27 protein-coding genes are annotated in these 26038 nt (G+C 68.0%); 16 read left to right on the forward strand and 11 right to left on the reverse strand.

Annotated features, from left to right (window positions below):
• Nucleotides 1–41 precede the first annotated feature (41 nt).
• A complete protein-coding gene (locus FPZ54_RS05845; RefSeq protein ID WP_239019731.1) occupies nt 42–755 on the forward strand; it encodes a hypothetical protein in 714 nt (237 codons plus the stop codon).
• Nucleotides 756–757: 2 nt separating this feature from the next.
• Nucleotides 758–1585, forward strand: a complete 828-nt coding sequence (locus tag FPZ54_RS05850) for an alpha/beta hydrolase (RefSeq protein ID WP_145845679.1) — start codon at nt 758–760, stop codon at nt 1583–1585.
• 4 nt (nt 1586–1589) lie between these two features.
• Here the strand turns inward: FPZ54_RS05850 and FPZ54_RS05855 are convergent, their stop codons facing one another.
• The 4 genes from FPZ54_RS05855 to gspL all read right to left on the reverse strand — a co-directional run bounded on the left by FPZ54_RS05855 (nt 1590) and on the right by gspL (nt 6022).
• Complete coding sequence (locus tag FPZ54_RS05855; RefSeq protein ID WP_145845680.1) at nt 1590–2813, reverse strand: type II secretion system F family protein; 1224 nt, start codon at nt 2811–2813, stop codon at nt 1590–1592.
• 145 nt (nt 2814–2958) lie between these two features.
• Nucleotides 2959–4434, reverse strand: a complete 1476-nt coding sequence (locus FPZ54_RS05860; protein WP_422396559.1) for a GspE/PulE family protein — start codon at nt 4432–4434, stop codon at nt 2959–2961.
• Nucleotides 4431–4931, reverse strand: a complete 501-nt coding sequence (gene gspM / locus FPZ54_RS05865) for a type II secretion system protein GspM (RefSeq protein ID WP_145845682.1) — start codon at nt 4929–4931, stop codon at nt 4431–4433. Before gspM ends, FPZ54_RS05860 begins: the two co-directional genes overlap by 4 nt.
• The gene (gene gspL / locus FPZ54_RS05870) at nt 4928–6022 is read right to left on the reverse strand and encodes a type II secretion system protein GspL (RefSeq protein ID WP_145845683.1); all 1095 of its coding nucleotides are present in this window, start codon (nt 6020–6022) and stop codon (nt 4928–4930) included. The genes gspM and gspL overlap by 4 nt, the downstream gene beginning before the upstream one ends.
• A gap of 57 nt (nt 6023–6079) precedes the next feature.
• Between gspL and gspG the strand changes: the two genes are divergently transcribed.
• The 6 genes from gspG to FPZ54_RS05900 all read left to right on the forward strand — a co-directional run bounded on the left by gspG (nt 6080) and on the right by FPZ54_RS05900 (nt 11565).
• Nucleotides 6080–6583: a type II secretion system major pseudopilin GspG gene (gspG, locus tag FPZ54_RS05875; RefSeq protein WP_145849605.1), complete on the forward strand. Its 504-nt coding sequence runs from the start codon at nt 6080–6082 to the stop codon at nt 6581–6583.
• A 5-nt stretch (nt 6584–6588) separates the two neighbouring features.
• Nucleotides 6589–7071, forward strand: coding sequence for a prepilin-type N-terminal cleavage/methylation domain-containing protein (locus FPZ54_RS05880; protein ID WP_277872324.1), 483 nt, complete (start codon nt 6589–6591; stop codon nt 7069–7071).
• Nucleotides 7068–7424: a type II secretion system minor pseudopilin GspI gene (gene gspI / locus FPZ54_RS05885; protein ID WP_145845687.1), complete on the forward strand. Its 357-nt coding sequence runs from the start codon at nt 7068–7070 to the stop codon at nt 7422–7424. The genes FPZ54_RS05880 and gspI overlap by 4 nt, the downstream gene beginning before the upstream one ends.
• Nucleotides 7421–8197, forward strand: coding sequence for a type II secretion system protein N (locus FPZ54_RS05890; RefSeq protein ID WP_145845688.1), 777 nt, complete (start codon nt 7421–7423; stop codon nt 8195–8197). Before gspI ends, FPZ54_RS05890 begins: the two co-directional genes overlap by 4 nt.
• A 19-nt stretch (nt 8198–8216) precedes the next feature.
• A complete protein-coding gene (gspD, locus tag FPZ54_RS05895; protein WP_145845689.1) occupies nt 8217–10277 on the forward strand; it encodes a type II secretion system secretin GspD in 2061 nt (686 codons plus the stop codon).
• Between the two features lie 106 nt (nt 10278–10383).
• A complete protein-coding gene (locus tag FPZ54_RS05900) occupies nt 10384–11565 on the forward strand; it encodes a hypothetical protein (RefSeq protein ID WP_145845691.1) in 1182 nt (393 codons plus the stop codon).
• Between the two features lie 13 nt (nt 11566–11578).
• Here FPZ54_RS05900 and FPZ54_RS05905 read toward each other — a convergent pair whose 3' ends face one another.
• The 3 genes from FPZ54_RS05905 to FPZ54_RS05915 are packed head-to-tail and all read right to left on the reverse strand — an operon-like array spanning nt 11579 to nt 13031.
• The gene (locus FPZ54_RS05905) at nt 11579–12064 is read right to left on the reverse strand and encodes a hypothetical protein (RefSeq protein ID WP_239019732.1); all 486 of its coding nucleotides are present in this window, start codon (nt 12062–12064) and stop codon (nt 11579–11581) included.
• Nucleotides 12055–12522 carry a hypothetical protein gene (locus tag FPZ54_RS05910; protein WP_145845692.1) on the reverse strand — a complete coding sequence of 156 codons (468 nt, stop codon included), beginning with the start codon at nt 12520–12522 and terminating at the stop codon, nt 12055–12057. Before FPZ54_RS05910 ends, FPZ54_RS05905 begins: the two co-directional genes overlap by 10 nt.
• Nucleotides 12519–13031 carry a hypothetical protein gene (locus FPZ54_RS05915; RefSeq protein ID WP_145845693.1) on the reverse strand — a complete coding sequence of 171 codons (513 nt, stop codon included), beginning with the start codon at nt 13029–13031 and terminating at the stop codon, nt 12519–12521. The genes FPZ54_RS05910 and FPZ54_RS05915 overlap by 4 nt, the downstream gene beginning before the upstream one ends.
• Nucleotides 13032–13194: 163 nt before the next feature.
• On the opposite strand from FPZ54_RS05915, the gene FPZ54_RS05920 reads away from it, so the two are divergent.
• Nucleotides 13195–15681: a PhoX family protein gene (locus FPZ54_RS05920; protein ID WP_145845694.1), complete on the forward strand. Its 2487-nt coding sequence runs from the start codon at nt 13195–13197 to the stop codon at nt 15679–15681.
• Nucleotides 15682–15743: 62 nt separating this feature from the next.
• Here FPZ54_RS05920 and FPZ54_RS05925 read toward each other — a convergent pair whose 3' ends face one another.
• From FPZ54_RS05925 to FPZ54_RS05940, 4 genes are read right to left on the reverse strand one after another with little or no spacing between them, the layout of a single operon-like run.
• On the reverse strand, nt 15744–16094 hold the full coding sequence (locus tag FPZ54_RS05925) for a hypothetical protein (protein WP_145845696.1): 351 nt from the start codon (nt 16092–16094) through the stop codon (nt 15744–15746).
• 35 nt (nt 16095–16129) lie between these two features.
• Nucleotides 16130–16771: a TetR/AcrR family transcriptional regulator gene (locus FPZ54_RS05930; RefSeq protein WP_145845697.1), complete on the reverse strand. Its 642-nt coding sequence runs from the start codon at nt 16769–16771 to the stop codon at nt 16130–16132.
• A gap of 14 nt (nt 16772–16785) precedes the next feature.
• Entirely contained in the window at nt 16786–18087 is a 1302-nt protein-coding gene (locus FPZ54_RS05935) for an amidohydrolase family protein (protein WP_145845698.1), read from the reverse strand.
• Nucleotides 18084–19505 carry an amidohydrolase gene (locus FPZ54_RS05940; protein WP_145845699.1) on the reverse strand — a complete coding sequence of 474 codons (1422 nt, stop codon included), beginning with the start codon at nt 19503–19505 and terminating at the stop codon, nt 18084–18086. Before FPZ54_RS05940 ends, FPZ54_RS05935 begins: the two co-directional genes overlap by 4 nt.
• Before the next feature lie 133 nt (nt 19506–19638).
• On the opposite strand from FPZ54_RS05940, the gene FPZ54_RS05945 reads away from it, so the two are divergent.
• Genes FPZ54_RS05945 through FPZ54_RS05975 form a run of 7 tightly spaced genes read left to right on the forward strand, consistent with a single transcriptional unit; the run spans nt 19639 to nt 26028 of the window.
• Nucleotides 19639–20304, forward strand: a complete 666-nt coding sequence (locus tag FPZ54_RS05945) for a hypothetical protein (RefSeq protein WP_145845701.1) — start codon at nt 19639–19641, stop codon at nt 20302–20304.
• On the forward strand, nt 20301–21497 hold the full coding sequence (locus tag FPZ54_RS05950; RefSeq protein ID WP_145845702.1) for a DUF4350 domain-containing protein: 1197 nt from the start codon (nt 20301–20303) through the stop codon (nt 21495–21497). Before FPZ54_RS05945 ends, FPZ54_RS05950 begins: the two co-directional genes overlap by 4 nt.
• Nucleotides 21494–22450 (forward strand): AAA family ATPase, encoded by a 957-nt coding sequence (locus FPZ54_RS05955; protein WP_145845703.1) that lies wholly within the window; start codon nt 21494–21496, stop codon nt 22448–22450. Before FPZ54_RS05950 ends, FPZ54_RS05955 begins: the two co-directional genes overlap by 4 nt.
• 2 nt (nt 22451–22452) lie before the next feature.
• Nucleotides 22453–23691: a DUF58 domain-containing protein gene (locus FPZ54_RS05960; protein ID WP_239019801.1), complete on the forward strand. Its 1239-nt coding sequence runs from the start codon at nt 22453–22455 to the stop codon at nt 23689–23691.
• Nucleotides 23688–24689 carry a stage II sporulation protein M gene (locus tag FPZ54_RS05965; protein WP_145845706.1) on the forward strand — a complete coding sequence of 334 codons (1002 nt, stop codon included), beginning with the start codon at nt 23688–23690 and terminating at the stop codon, nt 24687–24689. Before FPZ54_RS05960 ends, FPZ54_RS05965 begins: the two co-directional genes overlap by 4 nt.
• Nucleotides 24682–25539, forward strand: coding sequence for an RDD family protein (locus FPZ54_RS05970; RefSeq protein ID WP_145845707.1), 858 nt, complete (start codon nt 24682–24684; stop codon nt 25537–25539). The genes FPZ54_RS05965 and FPZ54_RS05970 overlap by 8 nt, the downstream gene beginning before the upstream one ends.
• A gap of 9 nt (nt 25540–25548) precedes the next feature.
• Complete coding sequence (locus tag FPZ54_RS05975; protein ID WP_145845709.1) at nt 25549–26028, forward strand: methyltransferase family protein; 480 nt, start codon at nt 25549–25551, stop codon at nt 26026–26028.
• The last annotated feature ends 10 nt before the right edge of the window (nt 26029–26038 follow it).

Consider the following 26038-nt stretch of genomic DNA (forward strand, 5'->3'; position numbering starts at 1 on the left):
TGATCCTAACAGAGTCAGCGCTTCGCGACGGCGAATCGGCTGTGGCGGCATCAAAGGCATCCTGGTCGGCACGGCGGCGTCTTACCGTCTTCGTCGTGCTCGGCATAGCCGCTTATGCCCTGGCGATGATCGCGACGATGCCCGCCAGCGTCGTGGTCAAGAACCGCCCCTGGCGCACCGGCGTCGCCGGAACCGTGTGGAATGGCGAGGTCGGCGTCGCGGGCGGCAGCAAGTTCGAATGGCACTGGGCGCCTTTGCGCTCGCTCACCAGCCTCGGCTTCGCCGCGGACTGGACCGCGACCGGACCCGACACCGACATGGGCGGTCGCGCGCTCGCGGGCCTGTCCAGCATGATCCTCGACAAGGTCAGCGGCAGCAGCCACGCCTCGCTGCTCCAGGCGCTCCAGCCCAACCTGCCCTTCACCTGCGACTTGGTGATGCAGATCGAGTTCGACCGGATCGCGGTCGGCGGATCGAACCAGGGCATCGACGGCCGCCTCACCACCGACGCCGGCACGTGCACGCCCAAGGGCGGCGGCGCGCCCGTCCCGGTCCCGCCCTTGATGCTGACATCGGAAAAGATTGGCACGGCGACCCAGATCCGCCTCACCCCCCGCGCGCAGCGGCGCCAGGTCCTGCTCGACGCGACGCTCGCCGAGAGCGGCGTGCTGACCCTGCGGATGACCCCGGACGGCGCGCGCGTCCTGCCCTTCGCGGGATTGCCGGGAGGAGCGACGATCAACGGAGAACTTTAGGCATGAAGATCCTGTTCGTCTCGGCCCTGCTCGCACTGCTTGGCGCCGCTGCTCCGGACGAAAATCCTGCGCCCCCGCGTGTCACCAGCTACAAGACCGTGGGGCAAACCAGCCTCGCCGCGCATATCTTCAGCCCCGCCAATCGCCGGAGTCCTGCTCCCGCCATCCTGCTGTTTCACGGTGGCGGGTGGCAGGTCGGCGAGCCGCAATGGACCTACGGCGCGGCGAAGTTGCTGCGAGCCGATGGCCTTGTTGCGATTTCGATCGAATATCGCCTCTCCCGTGGCACGGTCACCCCGGGCGACGCCGTAGCGGACGCGTGTGACGCCTTCGCCTGGGTCCGCCGCAACGCCGCCGAACTGGGCGTCGACCCGACCCGCATCGGGGGATATGGGGTCAGCGCGGGCGGTCATCTCGTCGCAGCGGCGGGGCTCGGCGCCTGCGGCGACGTGCGCGGGCCGGACGTCATGCTGCTATGGTCGCCCGCGCTCGATCTCGAACGCGACGGGTGGTTCGGCAAGCTGATGCAGGGCCGTGACGTCGCCGCGATCTCCCCGCTCCGGCTGGCCGTTGCGGGCGGTCCCCCGACCGTCATCATCCAGGGCGAGCGCGACACGCTGACGCCGCTATCGGGCGCAAACGCCTTTTGCGCGCGCCTCACGGCCAAGGGCGGCACCTGCCAGCTCAAGACCTATCCGGGCCTCGGCCACCTGCTCACGCGCAACCTGGCCAATCAGGAGAGCGATTTCGACATCGACCCAAATGCGGACAAGGATGGCGATGCCACGATCGCGGCATTCCTTCGGGCGCAGGGATATATCGCGAAGTAACCCGCTACAGCGTCACCAGATCGTTGAGGTTGATGATCGGCAGCAGGATCGCAAGCACCATCATCAGCACGATCCCGCCCATCAGCAGCAGCACCATCGGCTCAACCAGCGCGACCAGCGCGGTGGTCACCGCGTCCAGTTCGCGATCCAGCTCGTCGGCGGCGCGCGACAGTGCGGGGCCGAGCTTGCCCGATGCCTCGCCCGACGCGACGATCGCGGTCAGCATCAGCGGGAATACCCCCGCCTCGCTCATCGCGGCGCGCAGGCTGATGCCTTCGCGCACGCGCGCCGCGACGTGCATCGCCCGCGCCCGCACCCACAGATTCGGGGTCACCGCCGCCGCCGCATGAAGCGCCTCGACCAGCGGCACCGCGCTTTCGACCAGCGTCGCAAGGCTCCCGGCAAAACGCGCGGCATTGTGCTGGCGTGAAAAGCGCTTGAACGGCCAGCGCTCGGTGAACCCGCGATGGACCTTCAACCGGTTGGCGGGAATCGCCGCCCAGCGGTTGAACGCGAAGAACGCAACCAGTCCCGCAAGCAGGATGTACAGCCCCCAGCTCTGCAGGAACCCCGACACGGCGATCAGCACGCGCGTCAGCAGCGGCAGATCGGTCCCGCGCGACACGAACACATTTACGATGTCGGGGATCACATAAACCAGCAGCAGCACGATCACGCCGAGCGACACCGTCGCCAGCAACCCGGGATAGAGCAACGCCAGCTGCAGCTTCTGCGCATTGGCCTGTCGGTTCTCGACGAAATGGGCGAGATGGGCGAGCACTTCGGTCAACCGACCCGACGCCTCCCCCGCCGCCACCGACGCGCGATAGAATTCGGGAAAGGTCTTCGGGTGCGTGCCCAGTGCATGGGCAAAGCTACGCCCGTCCAGGATCGCGCCGCGCACGTCGAGCAGGATGCCCGATACGCGCTGCGTCTCCGACTGGCTCGCCGCGAGCCGCAGCGCCTCCTCGACCGGGATGTCCGAACCCACCAGCGTCGAGATCTGCCGCGTCGCGGTCGCCAGTTCGCGCGCGCTCATCCCCGAACGGCCGATCTTGGGAAGCTGGATGCTGCCGATCGACCGCCGCTCCCCCGCTGCCTCGACGGCGAGCGGCAGCAGCCCCTGATCGCGCAGCATCGCGCGGGCGGCAGCGGGGCTGGACGCCTCGACCACGCCCTTCTTCTGCGCGCCCGCCCGGTCGGCAGCGCGATAGGTGAAGGCAGGCACTAAATCCTCCCCGGAACGGGGAGGGGGACCATGCGCAGCATGATAGAGGGGGCCCAAGGCAAAGGAGTCCGGCGCCTAGCCCCCCCTCCACCACGCCCTGCGGGCGCGGTCCCCCTCCCCGTTCCGGGGAGGATTTGCGAATCCCTCACGCCTCGTCCCTCACCACCCGCGCGACTTCCTCGACCGTCGTCACCCCGGCGCGAACCTTGTCCACGCCATCGTCGAGCAGCGAGGGATTGTCGCGCCGCGCGTGCGCCTCGATCTCCGCCTCGGACGCGCCATTGTGGATCATCGCCTGAAAGGTCTCGTCGACCGCGACGACCTCGTACAGGCCCGCACGTCCGCGATAGCCATCGCCATGGCAGTCGTCGCAGCCCACCGCACGCCAGACCTTCTTGCCCGGCTTGAGCGCGCCGCCCAGCAGCAGCGAATCGCCCTCGCTCGCCACATCCTGGCGCCGACAGCTCGAGCACAGCCGCCGTACCAGCCGCTGCGCCGCGACCCCGACCAGCATCGGCGCGAGCAGGTACCGCTCGACCCCCATGTCGATCAGCCGCGTGACCGATCCGACCGCACTGTTGGTGTGCAGCGTCGACAGCACGAAATGCCCCGTCATCGCCGACCTTACCGCGACCTCGGCGGTTTCCTGATCGCGGATCTCGCCGACCATGATGACATCGGGGTCCTGGCGCAGGATCGCGCGCAGCCCGCGTGCGAAGGTCATGCCGGTGCGCGCATTGACCTGGGTCTGCGCGACGCCCGCCAGCTCATATTCGATGGGGTCTTCCACCGTCATGATGTTGCGCTTGCGATCGTTCAGCCGCTGGAGCGCGGCATAGAGGCTGGTCGTCTTGCCCGAGCCCGTAGGCCCGGTGACCAGCAACATGCCGTGCGGCCGCTCAAGCAACCGCGCGAACACCTCGCGGTCGCGCGCGCTCATCCCCAACGCTTCCATGTCGAGCTTGAGCGAGCCCTTCTCGAGCAGACGCATCACCACCCGCTCGCCATGCTGGGTCGGGATGGTCGAGACACGCGCGTCGACATCGTGCCCGCCGATGCGCAATGTCACGCGGCCGTCCTGCGGCACGCGCTTCTCGGCGATGTCGAGCTTCGCCATCACCTTGATGCGGCTGACCAGCAGCGGCGCGAGCTCGCGGCGCGGTTCGAGCTTGTCGCGCAGCACCCCGTCGATGCGGAAGCGGACGACGACGCGCTTCTCCTGCGTCTCGACATGCACGTCCGACGCGCCTTCCTTCACCGCCTCGAGCAGCAGCGCGTTGATCAGGCGGATGACCGGCGAATCGTCGCGCGAATCGAGCAGGTCGTCGACCGCCGCCGCGCTGTCCGCCAGCGCCGCCAGGTCCATGCCGCCCAAGTCGAACTCGGCCGCCGCGCCCGCGCTGCCTGAATAGCTCGCTGCCAGCGCCTGATCGAAGTCGGCATCCGCCACCGGCACGAACCGCACGCCCGGCGCGATCCGCTGGACCTCGAGCAGCGCGTCGAGCGCCGCGTCGGAGCGATGCACGCAGTCCAGCCCGCCGGGTCCCATGCGCAGCACCACGCCATGATTGCGCGCATAGCCATAGGGCAGGTTCGCGACGTCGGGCGTCACCGCATTCACTGGCCGAACTCCACACTGGTCGTGACGCGACCCGGGGCGCCGCCCCGGGTCATCTCGACCCGGCGGGCGCGCAGCACGGTGGTGCGCTCGACATTGCCGATCCAGCCGATCACGGTTTCATAGGGCGCCTCGGCGACCTGCGCCATTACCCCGGCCCCGCCCGGCGCGAGCGTGGCGACCAGCCCCACCTCACGCGCGGCGACGCCCGCTGCATCGATCGGCGCGCCCGCGCGCTGCTGCGGCTGGCTGCCCGGAGGTGCCAGCACGCCCGCCGCGCGCACCCGCGCCGCCAGCGTCTCGCGCGCCCGGATATCGGCGATGGCATCGGCACGCGCGGTCTGCAGCGGCTTCACGATCCCGAACACGAGGACAAGGACCGCGAGCAGCCCGCCCAGGATACCGACCAGCCAGCGTTCACGGCTGCTCAGCCCCGCCCACCATAGCGACATGCGCGACGACAGGCTGTCGAGCGCGGAAATGCGAACGACCCGGATCATGCCGCGATGCTCACGCGGATCGCGCCATCGGCACCGGCGGATACCTGCCCGGCCACGCCCGCCGCCTGCAACGCCGCGCGGACCCGCCCGGCCAGATCGCCGGCGCCCGGCTCTATCTCCAGCACCAGCGCACTCCCCTCATACCGCATCGCCCGCGCCGTCACGGCGCTCGACAGCGGTGCCAGCGCCCGCGAAAGCTGGGTGACGGCGGGCACGAACCCGCCCGGTGCCGCGCCGGGGGCGGGCAACAGTTCGACCACCGTCTGTTCCAGATCGCCATTGAGCGGCGTTCCCGGCGCTGCCTGCGCGACGGCGGTGCGCACATCCTCCGCACGGCGCTCGGCAATCACGCGCAACATCACGGCATCGGCTGCCGCGATCACCGTGTGCGCGGCGATCCCCGCCGCCGCGATCCACCCAAACCGCTTGAGCCAGCTGCTGCGTGCCGCGCTGGCGCGCCGCGCATAGATGCCCTGCCGGAGGTCGAGCGCGGGGCGCATCAGCCGCTCGGCCAGCCCCCCGCCGCCGCCCGCATAAGGCTGTTGCGGGAGTTCGCCGATCGGCGTCGCGCCCATATTCCAGATGCGCGGGCGCCCCGCCGCTTCCCAGGCCGGGCCGATCAGCGCGGCGGGCGCGGCAAAGCCGGTCGCATCGCCACTGCGCACGACCACGCGTCCATCGCCCGCTTCGGCGCACCATTCGCCCGGTCCCGGCACCGGCAGCGCCAGCGCATCGGGGACCAATGCGGCATGGCCAAGGCCCGCGACCTCCGCCGCCTCGACCCATTCGACCATCCGGGTGTGGCGGACCACCGCGACCAGATATTTCTTCGGCGCGATCTCCTCGCCGATCGCCAGATGCACCGATTCGATCGGATCGGCGATCTTGTCCTCGATCGCGAAGGGCAGCGCCTCGATCCGCTTCGCCCGCGACGCCAGCGGCAGGTCGACGGCCAGCACCAGCACCGATTCGCCCGGCACCAGCATGGTTGCAGGGCCGTCGGGGTCGGCTATGATCGGCCGTCCGCCCGCCAGCGTCCACACGCCGCCGGACGGCTCGTCCGCGAACTCCGAAATGGGTTGGCCCGTCATGCTTTGAGGAGTCCCGGCTGTAACATGGCTTTCACGATGAACCCGCATGGGGCCGCGATGCGCACAGTTTTAAAACAATTCAATGACACCGTGACAGTCGATGTCGCGAAGAGCAAGCACGCGAAGGGCAAGGGTCGGCCCGTGCCAACGGGCGAGGCCGGGCTCACCCTGCTGGAAATGATCGTGGTGCTCGTCATCATCGCCATCGTCGCCGGGCTGGTGACGATGAATGTCGTCGGCCGCCCCGATCAGGCGCGCGTGACGACCACCAAGACCAATCTCGTGACGCTGTCGAGCGCGCTCACCACCTATCGCCTCGACAATGGCCAGTATCCGTCGACGACGCAGGGGCTGAAAGCGCTGGTCGAAAAGCCGACGACCCCGCCCCTCCCCACAGCCTGGCCGGATGGCGGATATGTCCGGATCGATCCGGTCGATGCCTGGGGCAACCCCTATGTCTATGAATCCACCGGCTCCAGCTTCACGCTGAAATCGCTCGGCCGGGACGGAAAGCCCGGGGGCGAGGGTCTCGACGCCGATCTCGACTCGCGGGATCGGTAGAGTCGGTGCCGGGGGGGACAAGCAGGAGATGCGCTGATCAGGGCATGACCCTGATCGAGATGCTGATCGTGCTCGTCATCATCGGCGTCGTCGCGGGCGGGGTCGCGCTCGGCGTCGGCGCCGCCACCCGCGCACCCTCGGTCGAAACCGAAGCGCGCCGCCTGGCGCTCCGGCTGCAGGCGGCAGCCGACGATGCGATGATCGGGGATCGCATCATCGCCTTCACAGTGGAGAAGCACGGCTATGGCTTTGCCGCGGTCGGCCGCGACGGAACCATGACCCCCCTGTCGGATGGCCTCGCTTTTCACCGCCTGCCCGGTGGCATCGCGGTCGCACTGGACGTGGCGCCCCCGGTGATGATGGGCGTCGATGGATCGGGCAAGCCGCTCAACGCGACCATCAGCAATGGCGAACAGGTCTGGACCGTCCGCTACGACGGCATGACCGCCACCGCGCAGCGCGCACAGGCCGGGACCCAGCCCTCGTGAAGGACGACGCGGGCTTCTCGCTGATCGAGGCGCTGGTCGCGCTCGCGGTGCTCGCTATCGCCAGCGTGGGCCTCATCCGCGCGGTGGAGAGCCATGTCGATTCGACCCGCGGGCTCGAACGCCGCGCCGTCGCGATGTGGGTCGCCGAAAACCGCCTCGCCGAGCTCCAGGTCGCAGACCCTGCCGCTGCGCAGAAGCAGGTCGAACTGCTCGGTGAGCAATGGCAGGTACAGGTCGTCCGCGCCCGCACCGAAGATAGGGCGATCGACAAGGTCCGCGTCGACGTAACTCCCGCAGGCGAGCGTTCGCCCCTTGCATCGCTCGACGGCTTCGTCGAGGGCGGCGGAGCATGATCCGATTCCCGGACCTCTCGCCGCGCCAGGCGCGCACTGCGCTCGATATCTTCGCGGCGGCGGCGATCGTATCAGTCGCGATCGCGCTTGCGGGCCTGACCTGGCGGATCGCCGGCCATGCCAGCACCGGCGCGGTCACCGTTCCCTCGGGCGCGCGTCCCGCCGCCACGACCGCCGATCTCGCCCCTGCGCTCGCCTTTGCCCCGTTCGGCAAGGGTGCGATCACCGACGCGTCCCAGCCGACCGGCCTTCCGCTGAAGCTCAAGGGCGTGTTCGCCGCCGTGCCCGCCGCGCTCTCGGTCGCCTATATCGAAGTCGGCGGCGAAACCGCGAAGCCATTCCGCATCGGTGAGGCACCGGGCGGCGGAACGATCGAGGGGATCCTGCGCGACCGCGTGATCCTGCGCGTCGGCGGCAACATCGAATATCTCGCCTTTCCCGATCCCACGCTGACCCCCGAGCAACAGGCGAGCGCCGCCGCGCCCCCGGCCCAGTCCGCTGCCGCCGCGCCCGCGACCACCCCCGCTCCTCCTCCGGCAGCTGCGGCCGCGCTCGCGGGCATGACCCCCGCTCCGGGCGGCGGGATGCAGGTCGGCGCCAATGCCCCGCCCGGGCTTCAGTCGGGCGACGTCATCACTTCGATCAACGGCGCCCCGCTGACCGGACAGGCCAGCGCCGCCGCCGCCTTCGCCGCTGCCCAGGGCCGCAGCTCCGTCCAAGTCCAGATCACCCGCGATGGAAAGCCCGTGACGCTGACCATCCCGACCCGCTAGGTATCCAACCGTGCCGCACATGATCCGCAAGACCGCAGCCAAAGTCTCTCTGGCCCTCGCGCTGGCCGCCATGACTGCGCAGCCCGTGCTCGCGCAGCAGACCGAGGCCGCCGACATCGTCGTCAACATGCGCGGGGTCGAGATCGCCGATGTCGCGGACCAGATCTCGCGCCTCACCGGGCGCACGCTCATCCTCGACCCGTCGGTCAAGGGCAGCGTCACCGTCACGTCGGCGACCCCGCTCTCTCCCAGCGGCGTGTGGGAGCTGTTCCAGTCGGTGCTGCGCGCGAACGGCTTTGCGGCGGTCCGCTCGGGCCGCGCCTGGCGGATCGTGCCGGCGGGCAACGCCGTGCGCGACGGGGGCGTCCCCTCGCGCGCCGCATCGGGTCAGGAACTGGTGACGCGGATGATCCGCCTCGCCAACGTGCCCAGCGCCGAGGCCGCCCGCGTCGTCCGCCCGCTCGTCGCCAGCTTCGGCAGCGTCGAGCCGCTGGCCCAGCCCAACGCCGTCGTCGTCACCGACTATGCCGACAATGTCCGCCGGGTGGAGGCAATCCTGCGCTCGCTCGACGGCAGCGGCAGCGGCATGACCTTCGCCACGATCACGCTGCGCAACGGCAGCGCACCCGAAGTCGCGCAGGCGCTCCAGACGGTGCTCGGCGATGCCGCAGCGGGCGGCGCGCGCGTCGCGGCGGATGCGCGCAGCAACACGATCATCGTGCGCGGCTCGCCCGCCGCCGTCGCCGACGCGCGCCGCATGGCCGCGTCGCTCGACGCGCCGGGCGGCGCGACGCCGATGACGCGCGTCTTCCGCCTCAACTATGCCGACGCCGAATCGGTGACCGAAGTGCTGCGCGGCGTGCTGGGACAGGAATCGACCACCACCAACCCTGTCGCGCGCAGCCTGTCCGGATCGCGCAGCAATCCGCGCAGCCCCAGCGGCGTACTCGGCGGCCTCATCGCCTCGGGCGGCACCAGCCCCGCCCAGACCGCCGCAGCCGCCGCCGCGGGCGCCGCTCAGGCGCAGCAGACCCAGCTCGGCCAGCAACAGGAGGCGACGCCGCAGGGCTTCTCGACCCCCGAGATCACCGTCCAGCCCTCGCCCGACATCAACGCCGTCGTCGTCCGCGGCACGCCCAGCGCCATCGCCGCGATTGAACAGCTCATCATCGATCTCGACGTCCGCCGCCCCCAAGTGCTGATCGAAGCCGCCATCGCCGAAATCACCGGCGACGAGGCCGAAGCGCTCGCGGTGCAACTCGGCACGAGCGGCGCGGCGCTCAATCAGATTGAGGGCGCCGCCACGTCGTTCAGCAGCAGCCCGACCCAGCCGTCGCTCAGCGCCATTCTCAGCGCGCTGGACGTGCCGATGGCCGCCGCCCTCGGGCCGGGCCTTACCGCCAATCTCGCGATCGGCGACAATTTCTCGATCCTTGTCCAGGCGCTTGGCACCTCGTCCAAGTCCAACCTGCTCTCGACACCGCAGATCACGACGCTCGACAACAAGGTCGGCGAATTCGTTGTCGCGCAGGAAGTGCCGTTCATCACCGGCTCGATCCTCACCGACTCCAGCGACGTCACCCCCTATACCTCGGTCGAGCGCAAGGATGTCGGCATCACCCTGAAGGTGCTCCCCCGCATCAATGCGGGTGACACGATCCGCCTCGAAGTGGTCCAGGAAGCGTCCTCGATCGCCACGACGCAGCTCTCCCAGGCGACCGACCTGATCACCAATCGCCGCGCGATCAACACCACCGTGCTCGCCGACAATGGCCAGACGATCGTGCTGGGCGGCCTCACCTCCGACGATTACGGTCAGGTAAAGAGCCAGGTGCCGATCCTGGGTGACATCCCGATCCTGGGCGAACTCTTCAAGAGCCGCCGCGAGAGCCGCCAGAAGCGGACGCTGTTCATCTTCCTCAAGCCCACCATCCTGCGCAACGGTGAGGATGCAGCCGCGATCGCCAAGGCCAAATATGCCCGGCTGCGCGCCGAGGAACTCGATCTCGACAGCCCAAGCAACCTGCTGCTCAAACCGCTCCAGCCGCGCCTGACGCTGGAGATTGACGGGATTTACTGACCCACCAGCCCTGCTACGCAACTCTCAGATTCTGTTTGAAGAAATCAGCGCCTAAAATAGAGTGATGCTGACGAGCATCGTTGGTGATGTGCGTGGGGGTGCGCATATGCGTCTGTTGAGTTTTGTATTGCTCGTCTCGTTTCTGCCCGCCGCAACTTCGGCACAGAATAATCAGGCTTCCGCTCAGACCGAAATCAAGGCGTTGCTCGAACGGGTTCGTGCGCCGATGTATGCCGCATCCGGCGCGGCGGTTCCCGGCAAGACCGCAACCTATTCCATCTCGGGAACGGGTTGCAGCACGCGTCTGGAGGTGAGCTATCCTTCGCACCAGATTGGCACCACCTCGCACCCGGCCCGGGCCGAGACGACGAACTTCTCCTGGGGGCAGGTACGATCGACTCGATTGTCCAACGGTGATCAATATGTCGTGGTGGTCGCCCCGGGCCTGCCCGAGCGTGGCCGGTTCCTCTACGGCGGCACTGCGGCGGCAGCGTTAAAGGCTGCCATCGACCGTCTCGTGCGCGTATGTGGAGGAACGACGAGCACACAGATGGCCGCAGCACCGCCACCGCCCTCTCCGCCCGCCCCCCCGGCCCAACCGGCGATCAAGGTCGAAACAGTGCCGGGCAAGGGCTATGCGGCGGTCGTGGAGACCTTCCCCGTCGCGCAGCTTACATCAGTCAGCGACCGCGTCAGCGCACTCGCCAAGCAACGCTGCGGTCGCCTCTCGGCCCGCATGGGCCGATACAAATATTTCACCAGTACCGACGCTCAGGGCCGCGCGGCGCTGACCGAATATCGGGCGAGCTTCAGCTGTTACGACCCGGCGACCGATCCTTATGAACGCGCGCCCGCCGACTGGAAGCCAAACGCGCAGGATGAGGCCGATCTGACCGCCTTTGTCCAACGCTATATGGGCCTGCTCGATCGCAGCGATTACGTCGCCGGTATGCCGATGATGGAACCGATCCTGGAGATCGAAAAGGACGAATGGCTCAGCGTCCCCAATATGCTCAAACAGCATTCCGGCGGCAAAGGCAGCTGGAATCTGCAAACGCTCGGCTGGGTCAACAATCCCGAAGGCGCATCGCATCCGGGCCGCTACGCCTTCGTCAAGGTGACCGGAACCTATCCGAAGATCGCGGCCTATTGCGGGATGCTGGTGATTTATCGCCAGCGACCGGGCTCTTACCTCATCACCCAGCAGAATCTGAGCGTGATCCCGGAAAGCTGGATCACCAGCGGACGCACGACCCGCACGGAGGCGTTGAAAACCTGCGATCAATAGGACGGAGCGGGGCCTATTCGACCGATGGCTCTGCGTCGCCCATCGCAACCCGCACCCGCTCGCGCCCCCGCGTGAAGAACGCCGCGTCAATCGCCAGGCTTTCCAGCCGCCAGCCATCAACGCTCTCGCCGATCTTCAGCGTCCGTGCGCTCCCGTCGGCGATCCTCACCAGCGCGACCGCGTCGCGGTTCAGCCGCCCCGCTATGCCGGTCAGCGCGGGCGCGTCGGCCGGAGGCGCGTCGCCCTCCGCTAACGCGAACAAACGGCGTTCATAGACAGCGCCAATGGCGGGCTGCGGCGGTGGCGCGACGGTCCCGATCGCCTGACCGCCGCCGATGCGCGGGGTCAGCGGATAGGGATAGAGCGCCGCCACCGGCACAGCGACCGCCAGGATTGCCGCACCGATCAGGATGCGCGCCTGTCCCGCCTCGAGAGTCGGATTCAGCCCCGCTGAATCGCGGCGCCGGTTCAGCGCAGTTGAGACAATCTTCAACGCCATGCCGCCACCATCTCCCCCTCGATCCGCACGCCGCCATCGGCAATCGGCGTCGCGCGCCATTCGCGAAAGCGGATCAACGGGGCGTCCCGCTCGATCCCGTCGACCAGCGCAATTACCGCCTTGTCCGGTCCCGACAGGCGCACGCGCACGCCCGCCAGGCCCGGCCCGGGGTCGGTCGCGCTCAGCGCTTCGACCAGCACCCCGGCTCCTGCCGCCGCAGTGCGGATGCGCGCCGCCATGGCGCGGGTCGCGGCCATGCGCGTATCGGCACGCAATGCAGCACCGGCAGCAGCAATCGGCGATTGGGGTGCAGGGGGCGCCTCGAGCCGCGCCGCGAGGTTCGCGCGGGTCTGGCGCGCGCTCACCAGCCTGGTGACGGACTCGGCCATAGGCTGCGCGAGCAAAAGCCAGCACAGCGCCCCGCCAACCAGCCCGACCGCGATACTCCCGATCCTCATCGCAGCGTCCGCATCGTGACCACGACCCGGCCATCCCCCGTCCGTCGTTGCGCGCTCTCGCGCATCGCCACGAACAGCGGGTCGCGACGGAGCGCGGCGCGCAACGGATCTGGATCGTTGGTGGTGATCTCAATTCGCAAGACCCCGTCGGCGGCCCGCGTCACCGACGCCAACCGCGCGTCATCGGGGAGCACCCGCGCAATCCGGTCCAGCGTTGCCGATAGCGTCGGACGTCGCACCGTGTCGCGAAACAGCATCGCAGCACGCCGCTCCGCGCCTTCGGACTCAAACCGCGCCTGCCCCTGCGCACGCAGCGCTTCTGTGCCCCGCTCCACCTCGGCGCGTATCCATCCGGCTCCGGCTATGGTCAGCAGTGGGCCAAGGGCGACCAGGCCCGTCAACGCAGCCGCAAAGCGAAGATCGACGGGGGGAAGCGATAGCCGCATCGACCTCGCCGCCGCACCGCGACGGGCAATCGAGTCGAGCAGGCTGTGGCGCGGCGGCGTCATCGCGCGCCCTCTAGCCGAGACGCCCCAGCCTGCCCAGCTGTCATAAATTCGCCGTGCAATCGCAACATGTTCGTCAGCGCAATTGCATCACCCTGTAAGCGAGCACGGTCACATGCCGCCCTGAACCGCGTCCAACCATGGATTCGGTCCAGGGGACAGAGATATGACCGAACTGACCGCGCACGGCTTTGCCTACACCGACGGCGACGTCGATACCAATACCAGCAGCAACCCGTCGCTCAATGCGATGATCCAGCAACGCTATTCGCGCCGCGCGACGCTGCGCTCCGGCGCCGCGGCGGCATCGGCGGCTGTGTTCGGTGGCGCGATCCTGGCCGGCTGCGACAGCGCCAACGCCGACGGCGACTTCTTTCCGGTCATCGTCTCGGTCGGGTCGTCGGGCGCGACCAGCTCGGGCCGGGTCGTCACGCTGACCGGCAATGCCACCGATGCGGGCACGATCACCTCGTCCTGGACCCAGATTTCGGGACCCACGGTGACGTTGACTGGCGCGAGCAGCGCGACGGCCACATTCATCGCCCCGGCGGTCAGCGGTCCCACCAATCTGCAATTCGAATATCGCGCCACCGACAATGCCGGGCAGACGTCGGTCGGCACCACCACCGTCGCCATCTCGCCAGCCGCGCTTGGGTTCACTTCGCTCGCGAAGAACAAGAACGACATCGTTACGGTTCCGGCCGGCTACACCGTGACCGTGCTGACCCGTCTCGGCGATCCGATCGCTTCCGGCGCCCCGGCGTACAAGAATGACGGCACCGACACCGATTTCGCCAGCCGCATCGGCGATCATGGCGATGCGCTCTACTGGTACGGCCTGTCGGCCTCCGGTGCGCGCGACGACAAAAGCTCGACGCGCGGCCTGCTCGTCCAGAATCACGAAAACCTCAACGTCCAGTATCTCCATCCGAATGGCCCCACCAGCACGGGCGGCGTGCGTCCGGAAGCAGAGGCGATCAAGGAGATCGAAGCGCATGGCGTGTCGGTGACCGAAATCGTCGAAGGCGCAAACCGCGCCTGGACCTATGTCCAGAACTCGACCTTCAACCGCCGGATCACTCCGAACACGCCGATGGTCATCAACGGCCCGGTCCGTGGTTCGGCGATGCTGCGTACCCCCTTCTCGTCGGACGGCACTGCTGGCCGCGGAACGATCAACAATTGCGCCAACGGCCATAGCGGGTGGGGCACGAACCTGACCTGTGAGGAGAATTGGGCCGGATATTTCCGTCGCAGCGGCGACGACGCACTGCGCACCCCGCGTGAAGTCACCGGTTTGCGCCGCTATGGCGTCACCAGCAGCACCGGCAGCTATGGTTGGTCGACCGTCGTGGCCGCCGACGCGACCGACACCCGCTTCCGCCGCTGGGATGCGCGCGCGACCGCGGGTGGCACCGCCGCGACCGACTGGCGCAATGAGCCCAACCAGTTCGGCTGGGTGGTCGAGATCGACCCCTATGACAAGACGAAGGCCCCCCGCAAACGCACCGCGCTGGGCCGACTGGGACATGAGGGCGCGTGGCTCGGCAATCTAGCCTCGGGCAAGAAGGTCGCGGTTTATCTGGGCGATGACTCACGCGGCGAATATTTCTACAAATTCGTATCGGACGCCGCGTGGAACCCGGCCGATGCGCAGGCGGCGGATCGCCTCGCCATCGGCGACAAATATCTCGACGCTGGCACGCTCCATGTCGCGAAGTTCAACGCCGATGGCACGGGCGTGTGGGTGCCGCTGGTGTTCGGATCGGTCCCCAACCGCCCCGCGACCGGGTCCGACGCGGAATATGTCTTCGCTGATCAGGCCGACATTCTCGTCCACCCGCGCCTTGCTGGCGACGCGGTCGGCGCGACCCGGATGGATCGTCCCGAATGGACCGCGACCAACCCGGTGAACGGCGACATCTACCTGACGCTTACCAACAACAACGCATCGGTTCGCCCGCTGGGCGGCACCGACGCCGCGAACCCGCGCCACTATAACGACCCCAAGGGCGCGTCGAACCAGTATGGCAATCCGAACGGCCACATTCTGCGCCTGCGCGAGAATGCGTCCGATCCGGCAGCCACCGGCTTTGTCTGGGACATCTATCTGTTCGGCGCGGACTCTGCGGACGCGGACAGCGACGTCAATCTATCAGGCCTCACCGCGTCGAACGACTTCTCCAGCCCCGACGGCCTGTGGTTCTCCCGCCCGACCAACCCGGGCGGTCAGGTCAAGCCGCTACTGTGGATCCAGACCGACGATGGCGCGCTGACCGACCGCACCAACAACCAGATGCTCGTCGCCATTCCGGGAACGGTGGGCGATGGCGGATCGGTGACGATCACCAACCGCGGCTCGGGCGGCGCGACGGCGACCCAGACCACCCGCCGCGGCGCGCCGGCGACGGACGCCACCCTCAAGCGTTTCCTGGTCGGTCCGGTTGGCTGCGAGATCACCGGCGTCGACAGCACGCCGGATGGACGCGCGCTGTTCGTCGGGATCCAGCATCCCGGTGAAGATGGCACCGCCGCCGCCCCGGACAGCAGCTGGCCTGCGACGCAGGCGACCGGCACCGCCCCCGCCGGAACGCGCCCGCGTTCCTCGGTGGTCGTCATCACCAAGAATGATGGCGGCGTCGTCGGCCTCTGAAGAGTGAACCCCCACTCATGGGAGGCGGGCCTAAGCCTGCCTCCCAATTTTTTGGGTGGAGATCAGTCCGCGTCGGTACGGCTCACGATATTCGCGGTGCCGTCCTTGGTGATCGAGATCAGATGCGGGTTGCGGTCGTCGCACGTCGCCCGCCAGGTCGGGTCGCCGCCGCGATCCTCGACCCGCTCACTTGCGGTCACCGACTGACAGCTCAGGCCGGCATCGCGCACCGCGCGGAGGAATACGCCTTCGCGCGCGCGCAGATTGAGCGCGAGCACCTCGGCCTGATAATTGGTCGTATCCTCGACCGTATTTTCGACGGCCTGGTTCGCCGTCACATTGCTGGCGGTCTGCCCGCCACCGCATCCGGCCAGCAGGCCCGCCGTCGCAAGTACCAGAATCATCTGTCGCATCTAAGCACCTCCATCGGCGGCTATAACGCCGATCGTCACGCCTTCGATCCAATCATTTTGAGAAACAGTCGCGTCGCCCGCTCGACTCGCTTGCGGATCGCCTCCGGTCCAGGAAGCGGATCGAGGCCCAATTTGAGCCCAAGGTCCGACACCCCCTTCCACAGCCCGCACAGGTCCTGTGCGGCCAGATAGGGATCGTCCACCTCGACCTCGCCCCGCGCCGCCGCCTCGGACAGTACTTCGGCCAGCCGCCCGAAGCACAAGGCAGGTCCCGCCTCGTAAAAGCGGCGCGCCAGATCGGGGATCTGCGCGATTTCGTGCATCAGCACCCGGTCGACCGCGACATGGTCCTTGCTGAACATGAAATTCAGCAGCCCGACGCCATAGGCGTTGAGCTGTTCCTCAAGATTGCGCTGCCCGGCGATCTCTTCGTCGAACACCGCCGCCATTCGCGCACTCTCCGCGCGCATGACCTCCTCGAACAGCGTCTCCTTGTCGCCGAACCGGCTATAGACGGTCACCTTCGACACCTCCGCCGCCTGCGCGATGTCCTCAATCGTCGCGGCGTGGAAGCCGCGCGTGAAGAACGCCGTACGCGCGGCCTCGATGATCGCGGCATATTTGGCGGGGTCGCGCGGCCGACCCGCGCGACGCGGTTCCTCGGCCGCACTGGCCAATTTCAGGTCCTCGGTCAGCGCTCATACGCCTTGGGCAAGGCGCCTTCCTTCGGATCGAAATAGCGTTTGCGCAGCAAATCCTGCCGCGTCTCGACCGGCTGCTCGACGCCGTCGATGAACACCCGCACCGCCGCCGTGCCGATTTCCAGCGGATCGCCGTCCCACAGCACGATGTCGCCGCGCCGTCCGGGCCGCAGCGACCCGAACTCGCCGCCCATTCCCATCGCCTCGGCAGGCTTCGAGCTGATCGTCGCGAACGCCTGCCCCCAGTCGAGGCCCGACGCGCCGGGCACCTTGGTCAGCGCGACCAGGTTGCCGGCATATTGCTTCACCAGCCGCGCCTGACGCGCCTCATTGTCGTTGATCGTGCCGATGCCCACGGTGACGCCCGCCGCCTGCATCCGCCCGATATTCGACTGGGTGGCCGCCAGCTGCTCGAACGAGGCGGGCAGATCGGCCAACGCGCTCGCCAGTACCGGCACCTTCGCCGCGGCAATCTGGCGCGCGACGGTCCAGCCCTCCTCGGCCCCAACCAGCACCAGCTTGAGTGCTGGGACCTCGCGCTTGAGGTCGAGCATCACCAGAATGTCCGACGCGCGCTCGACATGCACCAGCAGCGGTACCTGCCCCGTCACCACCGGCTGCAACGCCAGCGCGTCGGCGCGGGTCAGCAGCGCGTCCTTGCCGCGATCGGCGAAGCTCGCCGGGTTGCGCGCATAGTCGCGCGCCTCGAACAGCGCGTTACGGAACAGCGCGATGGCCGCCGGACGACTGCCGCCCGCGCGCCGCGCGCCGGTTTCGCCATATTCCATGAACTGGAAGGCGCGCGGCTTGCTCACCGCGTCCATGTCCGCGCCCAGATCGATCACCGCGCCCTGCCCGGCAAAGATCGATCCGCGCGCCTCCGGCGCCACTACCGCGCGGGTTACCCCCTCGGCGCGGTTAAGCGTGATCGCGCTCGTCTTCGGATTGACGGCCGGGGAAATGTCGAGCGCCGCGTTGAACGGCGAGCTGCTCGCCGCGCTATCGTCGGTTTCGCTCACCCCATCGACCTCGACGATGCCCAGGCGGGTAAAGCCGGCAAAGATGCCCGGCGTGACCCAGCGGCCTTCGGCATCGATCACCGGCACCCCGGCCGGAACCGTCACGCCCGGTCCGGCGGCGACCACGCGCCCGTCGCGAACGAGCACCGTGCCGCCCTCGACCGGGGCCGATCCGTCGCCGATCACCAGCTTCGCATTGGTGACCGCGACCGTCTGTGCCGCGGCGGGAAGGGCGGTGCCGAACGCCGCTGCTGCCATCAGGAGCTTCTTCATTTCACGTCTCCCGATCCGGGCTGGCCAAGCTCGAAATCGGACACCGGCCGCAATTTGGGATTATGCATGTCGTACAGCAAGGCGCCGTCGATCCACACTTTCTCGGGCCGGGTGTAGACGCTGAACGGATTGCCGTTCCACAGCACCACGTCCGCCATCTTGCCCGGCTTCAGGCTGCCGGTGACCGCGTCGATGCCCAGCGCCTTTGCCGGGGTGATCGCCGCCCATTTCCACGCAATTTCCTCGGGGATGACGAAGCCCGCGCGCTTCGCCGCGGCGCGCACCTTCGAAATTTCCTGATTGAGCCGCTGGATGCCGTTGGCGTCGTCCGAATGAATCATCCCGCACGCGCCCTCGCGCTCCAGGATCGCCAGATTCTCCTCGATCGCGTCGTAGGATTCCATCTTGAAGCCCCACCAGTCCGCCCAGACCGCAGCGCAGGTGCCGCGTTCCTTCAATAGATCGGCAATCTTGTACGCTTCCACCGCATGGTGGAACGTCCCCACCTTGTACCCGAACTCCTTGGCCATATCGAGGACGATGGCCATCTCGTCGGCGCGATAGCAATGGTTGTGGACGATGATCTCGCCCGCCAGAACGCCGCGCAGCGTCTCCATCGCCATGTCGCGCGCGGGCGCCTCGCCGCCATTTTCCTCATAGCGGTCCCAGCGGCGCTTATATTCGACCGCTTTGGCCCAAGTGCCGCGATCAAGCGCGATATTGCCCATGCGGGTCGACGGCATCCGCCCCCGGCCGCCATAGACGCGCTTCGGGTTCTCACCGCACGCCATTTTGAGGCCATAGGGCGCGCCGGGGAACTTCATTCCCTGCATGGTGCGCGCATAGACATTTTTCAGCGTCACGCTGCGTCCGCCGAACAGGTTTGCCGAGCCGGGCAGGATCTGGAGCGTCGTGACACCGCCATTGGCCAGCGCGCGGCTGAACCCCGGGTCCTGCGGCCAGACGCTATGCTCCGCCCACACTTCGGGCGTGACCGGCCCGGTAATCTCGTTGCCGTCCGAATGCGCCTGCACCCCGGGGCTGGGATAGTCTCCCAGATGGCTGTGGACGTCGATCACGCCAGGCGTCACATATTTGCCCGCCCCGTCGATCACCACCGCACCTTCAGGCGCATCGATGCTCGGCCCCACCTCGACGATCTTGCCGTCGCGGAACAGCACCGCGCCGCGCTCGATCCGTCCGCCTTCACCGTCCAGGATCGTCACATTGGTCAACAGCGTCGGCACGCCTGGATAGGCTTTGTAAGTCGAAGGATAGGGATTGCGGTCATATCCCTTGCCCACGCCCGGGCCGCTTTTCGCCGGAGCGGCAGATGCCGATCTGGGCTTGTCCCCTGCATTGGCGGTACATGCCGCCAGACTGGCCGCCGCTGCCGCGCCGATGATGATCCGGATCAACTCGTCTGTCTCCCTGAATGGTGATGCGCGGTCGCTTCGCCGCAGCTTTGTGGCGACGTTAGGGATGAAAAGCGTTGCGCGCAATTTGCCGATTTGCTCCAAGGGGATGAAGCAGTTGCGGGGGATTGCGGCAATGACGGCTACGGGCGCAAGCGCCGCCGCGCGCGACGGTGCCGCTGCGTTTGGCGATCCGGCGCAAGTCGATGCCGCCCAGCGCGCGATCCGCGCCGATCCGACGATCCAGTTCGACCTCCCCTGGTTAGAGATCAAGCGCAACCCGCCCCCGCGCTGGCTGACCGAGTTGTTCGAGTGGTTCAACAACGCGATCGAATGGGTCGGCGGCGGGTGGCGGGTGCTGATGTGGGTGGCAATCGCCCTGGTGGTGATCGCCCTCGTCTTTGCGCTCTTTTCGCCCGCCCGCGAATGGCTCGCGACGCGCCTCGCCCGGCGGGGCGATGTCTCAGCGGCAGCTCCCGCCTGGGCGCCTGAAGCTGCAGTCGCCCGTGCGCTGCTGGTCGAGGCCGACCGGCTGGCGGGCGAAGGGAACTATGACGCAGCCGTTCGTCTGCTCCTCCATCGCAGCATCGAGGATATCGAGAAATGGCGCGGCGATCCGCTGCGCCCCTCCCTCACCAGTCGCGACATCGCCCGGATCGACCGGCTGCCCGATGCTGCGCGCGCCGTGTTCGGCCGAATCGTCGCGGATGTGGAACGCAGCCTGTTCGCGGGCCAGCCGCTCGTCCGCACCGATTGGGAGCGCGCTCGCGCCGATTATGCCGGCTTTGCCCTCGCCCGATGACCGCAACCTCCGCCAACCCGTTCCGCACCCGCACGGTGCTGATCCTGATCGCCGCGGGCGTGATCTTCGCGCTCGGCTTTCTGCTGGTCAGCGCCTATGGCGATCGCGTCGATCGTCAGCGCAGCAACATCCCCAGCCCCACCTCGCGCTTCGCCACGGGTTATTACGGCCTCACCCGCCTGATCGAGCTTTCCGGCGGCAGCGTCACGCTGTCGGCGGACGCGATGAACCGCCCCGCGCGCGGCATCCTGATCCTGACGCCCCATCGCGCCACCACGCGGGAGCAAATGGCCGCGGCGCTCGAGGATGCTGCGAGCGAAACCGCGCCGGTCCTGATCGTCCTTCCCAAATGGATCTCGTTTCCGCAGCCACAACGCCCCACCCGGGAGCAGCGCACCGCCTATCTGCCCACCGAGCGGATCGAGGAGATTCTCGCGCCGCTCGCCGCCGCACGCGTCGCGCGGGAAAAACCCGGCAAGCTCGACGTCACGACCAGCCTGCCGATACCGGATTTCAAGCCTGTCGACGCGATCCAGACCATCACGGGCGCAAAAATCTATCCACTGATCAAGTCCGCCGGCGGCGCGACGGTGCTGGGCGAGGTGCCGGGCACCCACACCTACATCCTGTCTGACCCCGATCTGCTCAACAATCGCGGTCTCGCGCAACGCGCCAATGCCCGTGCGGCAATCGCGATGCTCGCCGCGCTCGACCCCGATGCGCCCGGGACGGTGATCTTCGACACGATGCTCCCCTTTGGGGCCGGCGACCGCAACGTCACGCAGCTGATGTTCGAACCGCCCTTTGCCGGGGTCAGCGTCGCGCTCGCCATCGCCGCGCTGCTGGCCGGGTTCGCGACGCTGATGCGCTTCGGCCCCGTCCGGCGCGAGCCGCGCGGCATCCCGCTGGGCAAGGCGGCGCTGATCGAGAATATCGTCAGCCTCGCCCGCCGTGCCAAAAGGACCCGCGAGGGCGGCGGCGCCTATGCCGATGCGATCCGCGACTGGGCCGCGCGCCGCCTGGCGCTGCCCCGCACCTTGAAGGGCGAAGCGCTCGACACGCATCTCGACGCGCTGAAAACCACGACACCCTATGCCGAATGGGCGACGCGCGTCCGCACCGCGACCAGCGAGGCGGACCTGCTCCACGCGGCACAGAAACTCGACGATTGGCGAAAGGAAGTGAAGGCATGACACTCGACGACGTCCGCAACCTCGGTGCGGCGATCGATGCGCAGGTGGCGAAAGCCGTTGTCGGCCAGGGCGCCGCGACCCGGCTGCTCACCATCGCGCTTCTCTCGGGCGGCCATGTCCTGCTCGAAGGTGCGCCAGGTACCGCCAAGACCCTGCTCGCGCAAAGCTTCGCGCGCACCCTAGGCCTCGATTTCGGACGCATCCAGTTCACCCCGGACCTGATGCCCGGCGACATCGTCGGCGCCAGCCTGTTCAACTTCCAGAGTTCGAGCTTCGAGCTGCGCCGCGGGCCGGTCTTCACCGAATTGCTGCTCGCGGACGAGATCAACCGCACCCCGCCCAAGACCCAGGCCGCGTTGCTCGAGGCGATGCAGGAGCGCGCAGTGACGATCGACGGCTCGACCGAGAAGCTCTCCGATCGCTTCACCGTCGTCGCGACGCAGAACCCGATCGAACAACAGGGCGTCTATCCCCTGCCCGAGGCGCAGCTCGACCGCTTCCTGTTCAAGCTCGCGATCGAATATCCCGATGCCGAGGCGGAACGTGCGATCGTCGCGCAATATGGCAGCCGCACCGGCTCCCCCCGGCCCGAGGATAGCGGCGTCGAACAGGTCGCGACCCCCGATGCGGTCAAGGGAGCGAGCGACACGGTGCTAGAAGTCCGGCTGGCGGACGAGATCATCGCCTATGTCGTCGATCTGATCCGCGCGACCCGCGATCATCCCGATCTGTCGCACGGTGCCTCGCCCCGCGCCGCCTCCGCGCTTGCCGCCGCCGCCCGTGCCGCCGCCGCGCTCGAGGGACGCGACTATGTCATCCCCGACGACGTCAAATTGCTCGCCCAGCCGCTGCTGCGCCACCGCGTCGTCCTGTCCCCCGCGGCCGAGATCGACGGCCGCCGCACCGACGACATCGTCAGCCAGATCATCGACCGGGTCGAGGCACCGCGTTGATCGTGCCGACCCAGCGTGCGGTCGCGCTCGCGCTTGCGGCGGCGCCGCTGGCGTTGCTGCTCGGCGCGCTGCGTCCCGAAGGCTGGCTGCTGGGGGTGGCCTGGGCGCTCGGGATCGCGGTGCTGGTCCTGCTCGACGGGTTGCTCGCCCGCCGCATCGTGCGCGCCGATCTTGCGCTTGCTGCACCCGCCACCGCCGAAGTCGGCGACCGGGTAACGCTGACCGGCGCCACCCCGGGCCTCGCCTATGCGGTCGAAGCCACACCGCCGCTCGATCCAGCCGACGCGCCCCTCGCCTTCACCGCCGCCCGGCGCGGCACCGCGCGCATCGTGCGGCTCTGGGCGCGTGTCGCCGGGCCGCTCGGCCTCGCCTGGCGCCAGCGCAGCGCCGCGCAGGATGGCGAAGTCCGCATTCTCCCCGATCTGCGCCCCGTACGCGAACAGGGGATGCGGCAGTTTCTGCGCAGCCGTCAGTTCGGCGCGCGCATCCGTCCCGAAAGCGGCGACGGCACCGAATTTCAGTCGCTCACCGATTTCCAGCCGGGCATGGAACGTCGCGCAATCGACTGGAAGTCCTCCGCCCGCCATCTCTCGCTCCTGGCCCGCGAATATCGCACCGAGCGGGACAACAGCGTGGTCTTCGCGGTCGATTGCGGACGCGCGATGAGCGATCCGGTCGACGGACTCCCGCGCATCGACCGCGCCGTCTCGGCCGCCTTGCTCGCCGCCTTTGTCGCCCTCAAGTCCGGCGACACGGTCCGCCTGTTCGGCTTTGCCGGCCGCCCGGTCGCCGATTCGGGCAGCGTCAACGGCGCGCGTGGCTTTGCGACGCTACACCGCACCGCTGCCGAACTCGATTACGGAAATCGGGAAAGCAACTACACCCTGTCGCTCGTCAGCCTCGACCAGCGGCTGCAACGGCGCAGCCTGGTCATTCTGTTCACCGAGTTCACCGATCCGACCAGCGCCGAACTGATGCTCGCCGCCGCCGCGCGGATGCACAAGCGCCACCGGCTGCTGTTCGTGCTGTTCCACGATGTCGAACTCGACCGCGTCGTCGATGCGCGCCCGCAAAGCGCGGACGATATCGTCCGCGCCAATGTCGCCCATGCGCTGCTGCGTGAACGGAGGATCGTCATCGAACGCCTCAAACGCCTCGGAATCGACGTGCTGGAGGCGAATCCCGACGATCTCGCTCTGGCCCTCGCCGAGCGCTATGTCCGGGACCGCGAGCGCCCATGACCGCCTCCAACCCCGTCTTTGGCGTCAGCCAGTTCCGCAGCGAGCGCGAAGCCGATTGGAAGCGGCTCGAAGCGCTGCTCGATCTTGTCGAGAAAAAATCGCCCCGCCGCCTGACCAATGACGATCTGGTCGAACTCCCGCGACTCTACCGCTCGACCCTCTCGGCGCTGTCGATTGCCCGCGACACCTCGCTCGACGGGTCGATGATCGCCTATCTGGAGAGCCTGTCCACACGGGCCTATTTCATCCTCTATGGCTGCCGCGACTCCTTCTGGCGCCAGATCGGCGACTTCTTCGCCCAGGGCTGGCCCGCCGCGGTGCGCGGTCTTTTTGCCGAGACGCTGCTGATCGCCGCGCTGTTTCTCGGCAGCGCGCTGGCGGGATATCTGCTCGTCCTGTCCGATCCCGCCTGGTTCGGCGCGATCGTACCGTCCGAACTCGCCAGCGGCCGCGACATGAACGCCAGCATCGAGACGCTGCGCGAATCGATCTACGGCAAGCCCGAACGCGGCGGACTCGAAGTCTTCGCGACGATGCTGTTCACGCATAACAGCCAGATCTCGATCATGGCCTTCGCGCTCGGCTTCGCCTTCGGCATCCCCACCGTCCTGCTGATCGCCAGCAACGGCATCCTGATCGGCGCCTTCTATGCCGCGTTCGTGCCCAAAGGGCTGGGGGTCGGCTTTACCGGCTGGCTGATGATTCACGGCTCGACCGAACTGTTCGCGATCGTCCTGGCGGGCGCCGCGGGCCTGCATATCGGCCGCGCCGTCGCCTTTCCTGGCCCCCGCAGCCGGCTTGCCGCCGCCGGAGAGGCAGGGCGGCGCGGCGCGCTGGTGATGATCGGCGTGGTGATTATGCTACTCGCCGCAGGACTGTTGGAGGGGTTCGCGCGCCAGCTCATCACCGCCGATGCCGCACGTTTTGCCATCGCCGCGTCGATGTTCGCCCTGTGGGTCGGCTATTTTGCGCTCGCCGGGCGCCGTCGCAATGGCTGAGCGCTCCTCCCGGCGGGTGCGCGAGATGGTGACGCCGGAGGGGGCGGTGCTTCACCTGCGCCTCGCAAGTGCCGCAGCGCGCGCTGGCGCCTTCACCATCGACGCGACGATCATGCTCGTGACGCTGATCGGCCTGACCTTTCTGGCCGTCTGGCTGCTCAGCAATCGCGCGACCGACAGCGCCGCCCAGATCATCTGGTTGCTCGGTTTCTTCCTGCTGCGAAACTTCTATTTCACCCTGTTTGAAAGCGGCACTCGCGCGGCGACGCTGGGCAAGCGTATCCTGAAGCTGCGCGTCGTCGCGCGCGATGGCGGGCGCCTCACCGGCGGCGCAATCCTCGCGCGCAACCTGATGCGTGAGGTCGAGATATTCCTCCCCCTCCTCTTCCTCATCGCCGCGCAGGTCCAGGGGTTCAGCAATCGCTGGCTCACCTTGTTCGGCTTTGGCTGGACCGCGATCTTCATGCTGATGCCGCTGTTCAACCGCGACCGGCTGCGCGCGGGCGATCTGCTCGCAGGAACCTGGGTCGTCGAAAATGAGCGGCCTCGGATTGCGCCCGATCTGCTCGCCGATACCCGGGTCGAACAGCTCGATCGTTATGCGTTCACCCCCGAGGAACTCGAAGCCTATGGCCAGTTCGAGATCCAGCGGCTTGCCGACGTGCTCCACCGCGACGATCCGGACACGATCACCACCGTTGCGGGCGTCATCCGGCGCAAGATCGGGCGCCCCGATGATGGCGACGACCGCGGGTTCCTTGACGCCTATTATGCCGCCGCGCGCCTGCATCTCGAACGACGGCTGTTGTTCGGCAAGCGCAAGCGCGACAAGTTCGATTCGGAAGGTTAGGAAGCGCGCATGACCGACACGAAATCCGACATTCCCGGCGTCATCGCCCCGCCGCCGCTGATCTTCCTGGGCTATTTGCTCGCGGGCCTCGCGCTCGAATTTCTGGTGGTCCGGACGCAGGGGCTCGACATGCCCGGTTCGCTGCGCTGGACAGTCGTTACGCTGTTCCTGATCGCGGGGATCGCCAGTGTCGTCGCCGCGCTGGCCCGCTTTCGCGCCGCCGGAACCCCCGCCCCGCCCTGGCAGCCCGCCACCGCCTTTGTCGCGCAGGGAATCTATCGCTTCACCCGCAACCCCATGTATCTCGGCATGACGCTGATCTATCTCGGCCTCGCCGTCGCCGCCAACGCGCCCGTTGTCCTGTGGCTTCTGCTCCCGCTGATCGTGACGATCCATTACGGGGTGATCGTGCGTGAGGAGCGCTACATGGCCGACAAGTTCGGCGTGCCGTACATCAATTACACGCACAACGTCCCGCGCTGGCTCTGACCCGCGCCGC

Source organism: Sphingomonas suaedae (assembly GCF_007833215.1).
GTDB classification, from domain to species: Bacteria; Pseudomonadota; Alphaproteobacteria; order Sphingomonadales; family Sphingomonadaceae; genus Sphingomonas; species Sphingomonas suaedae.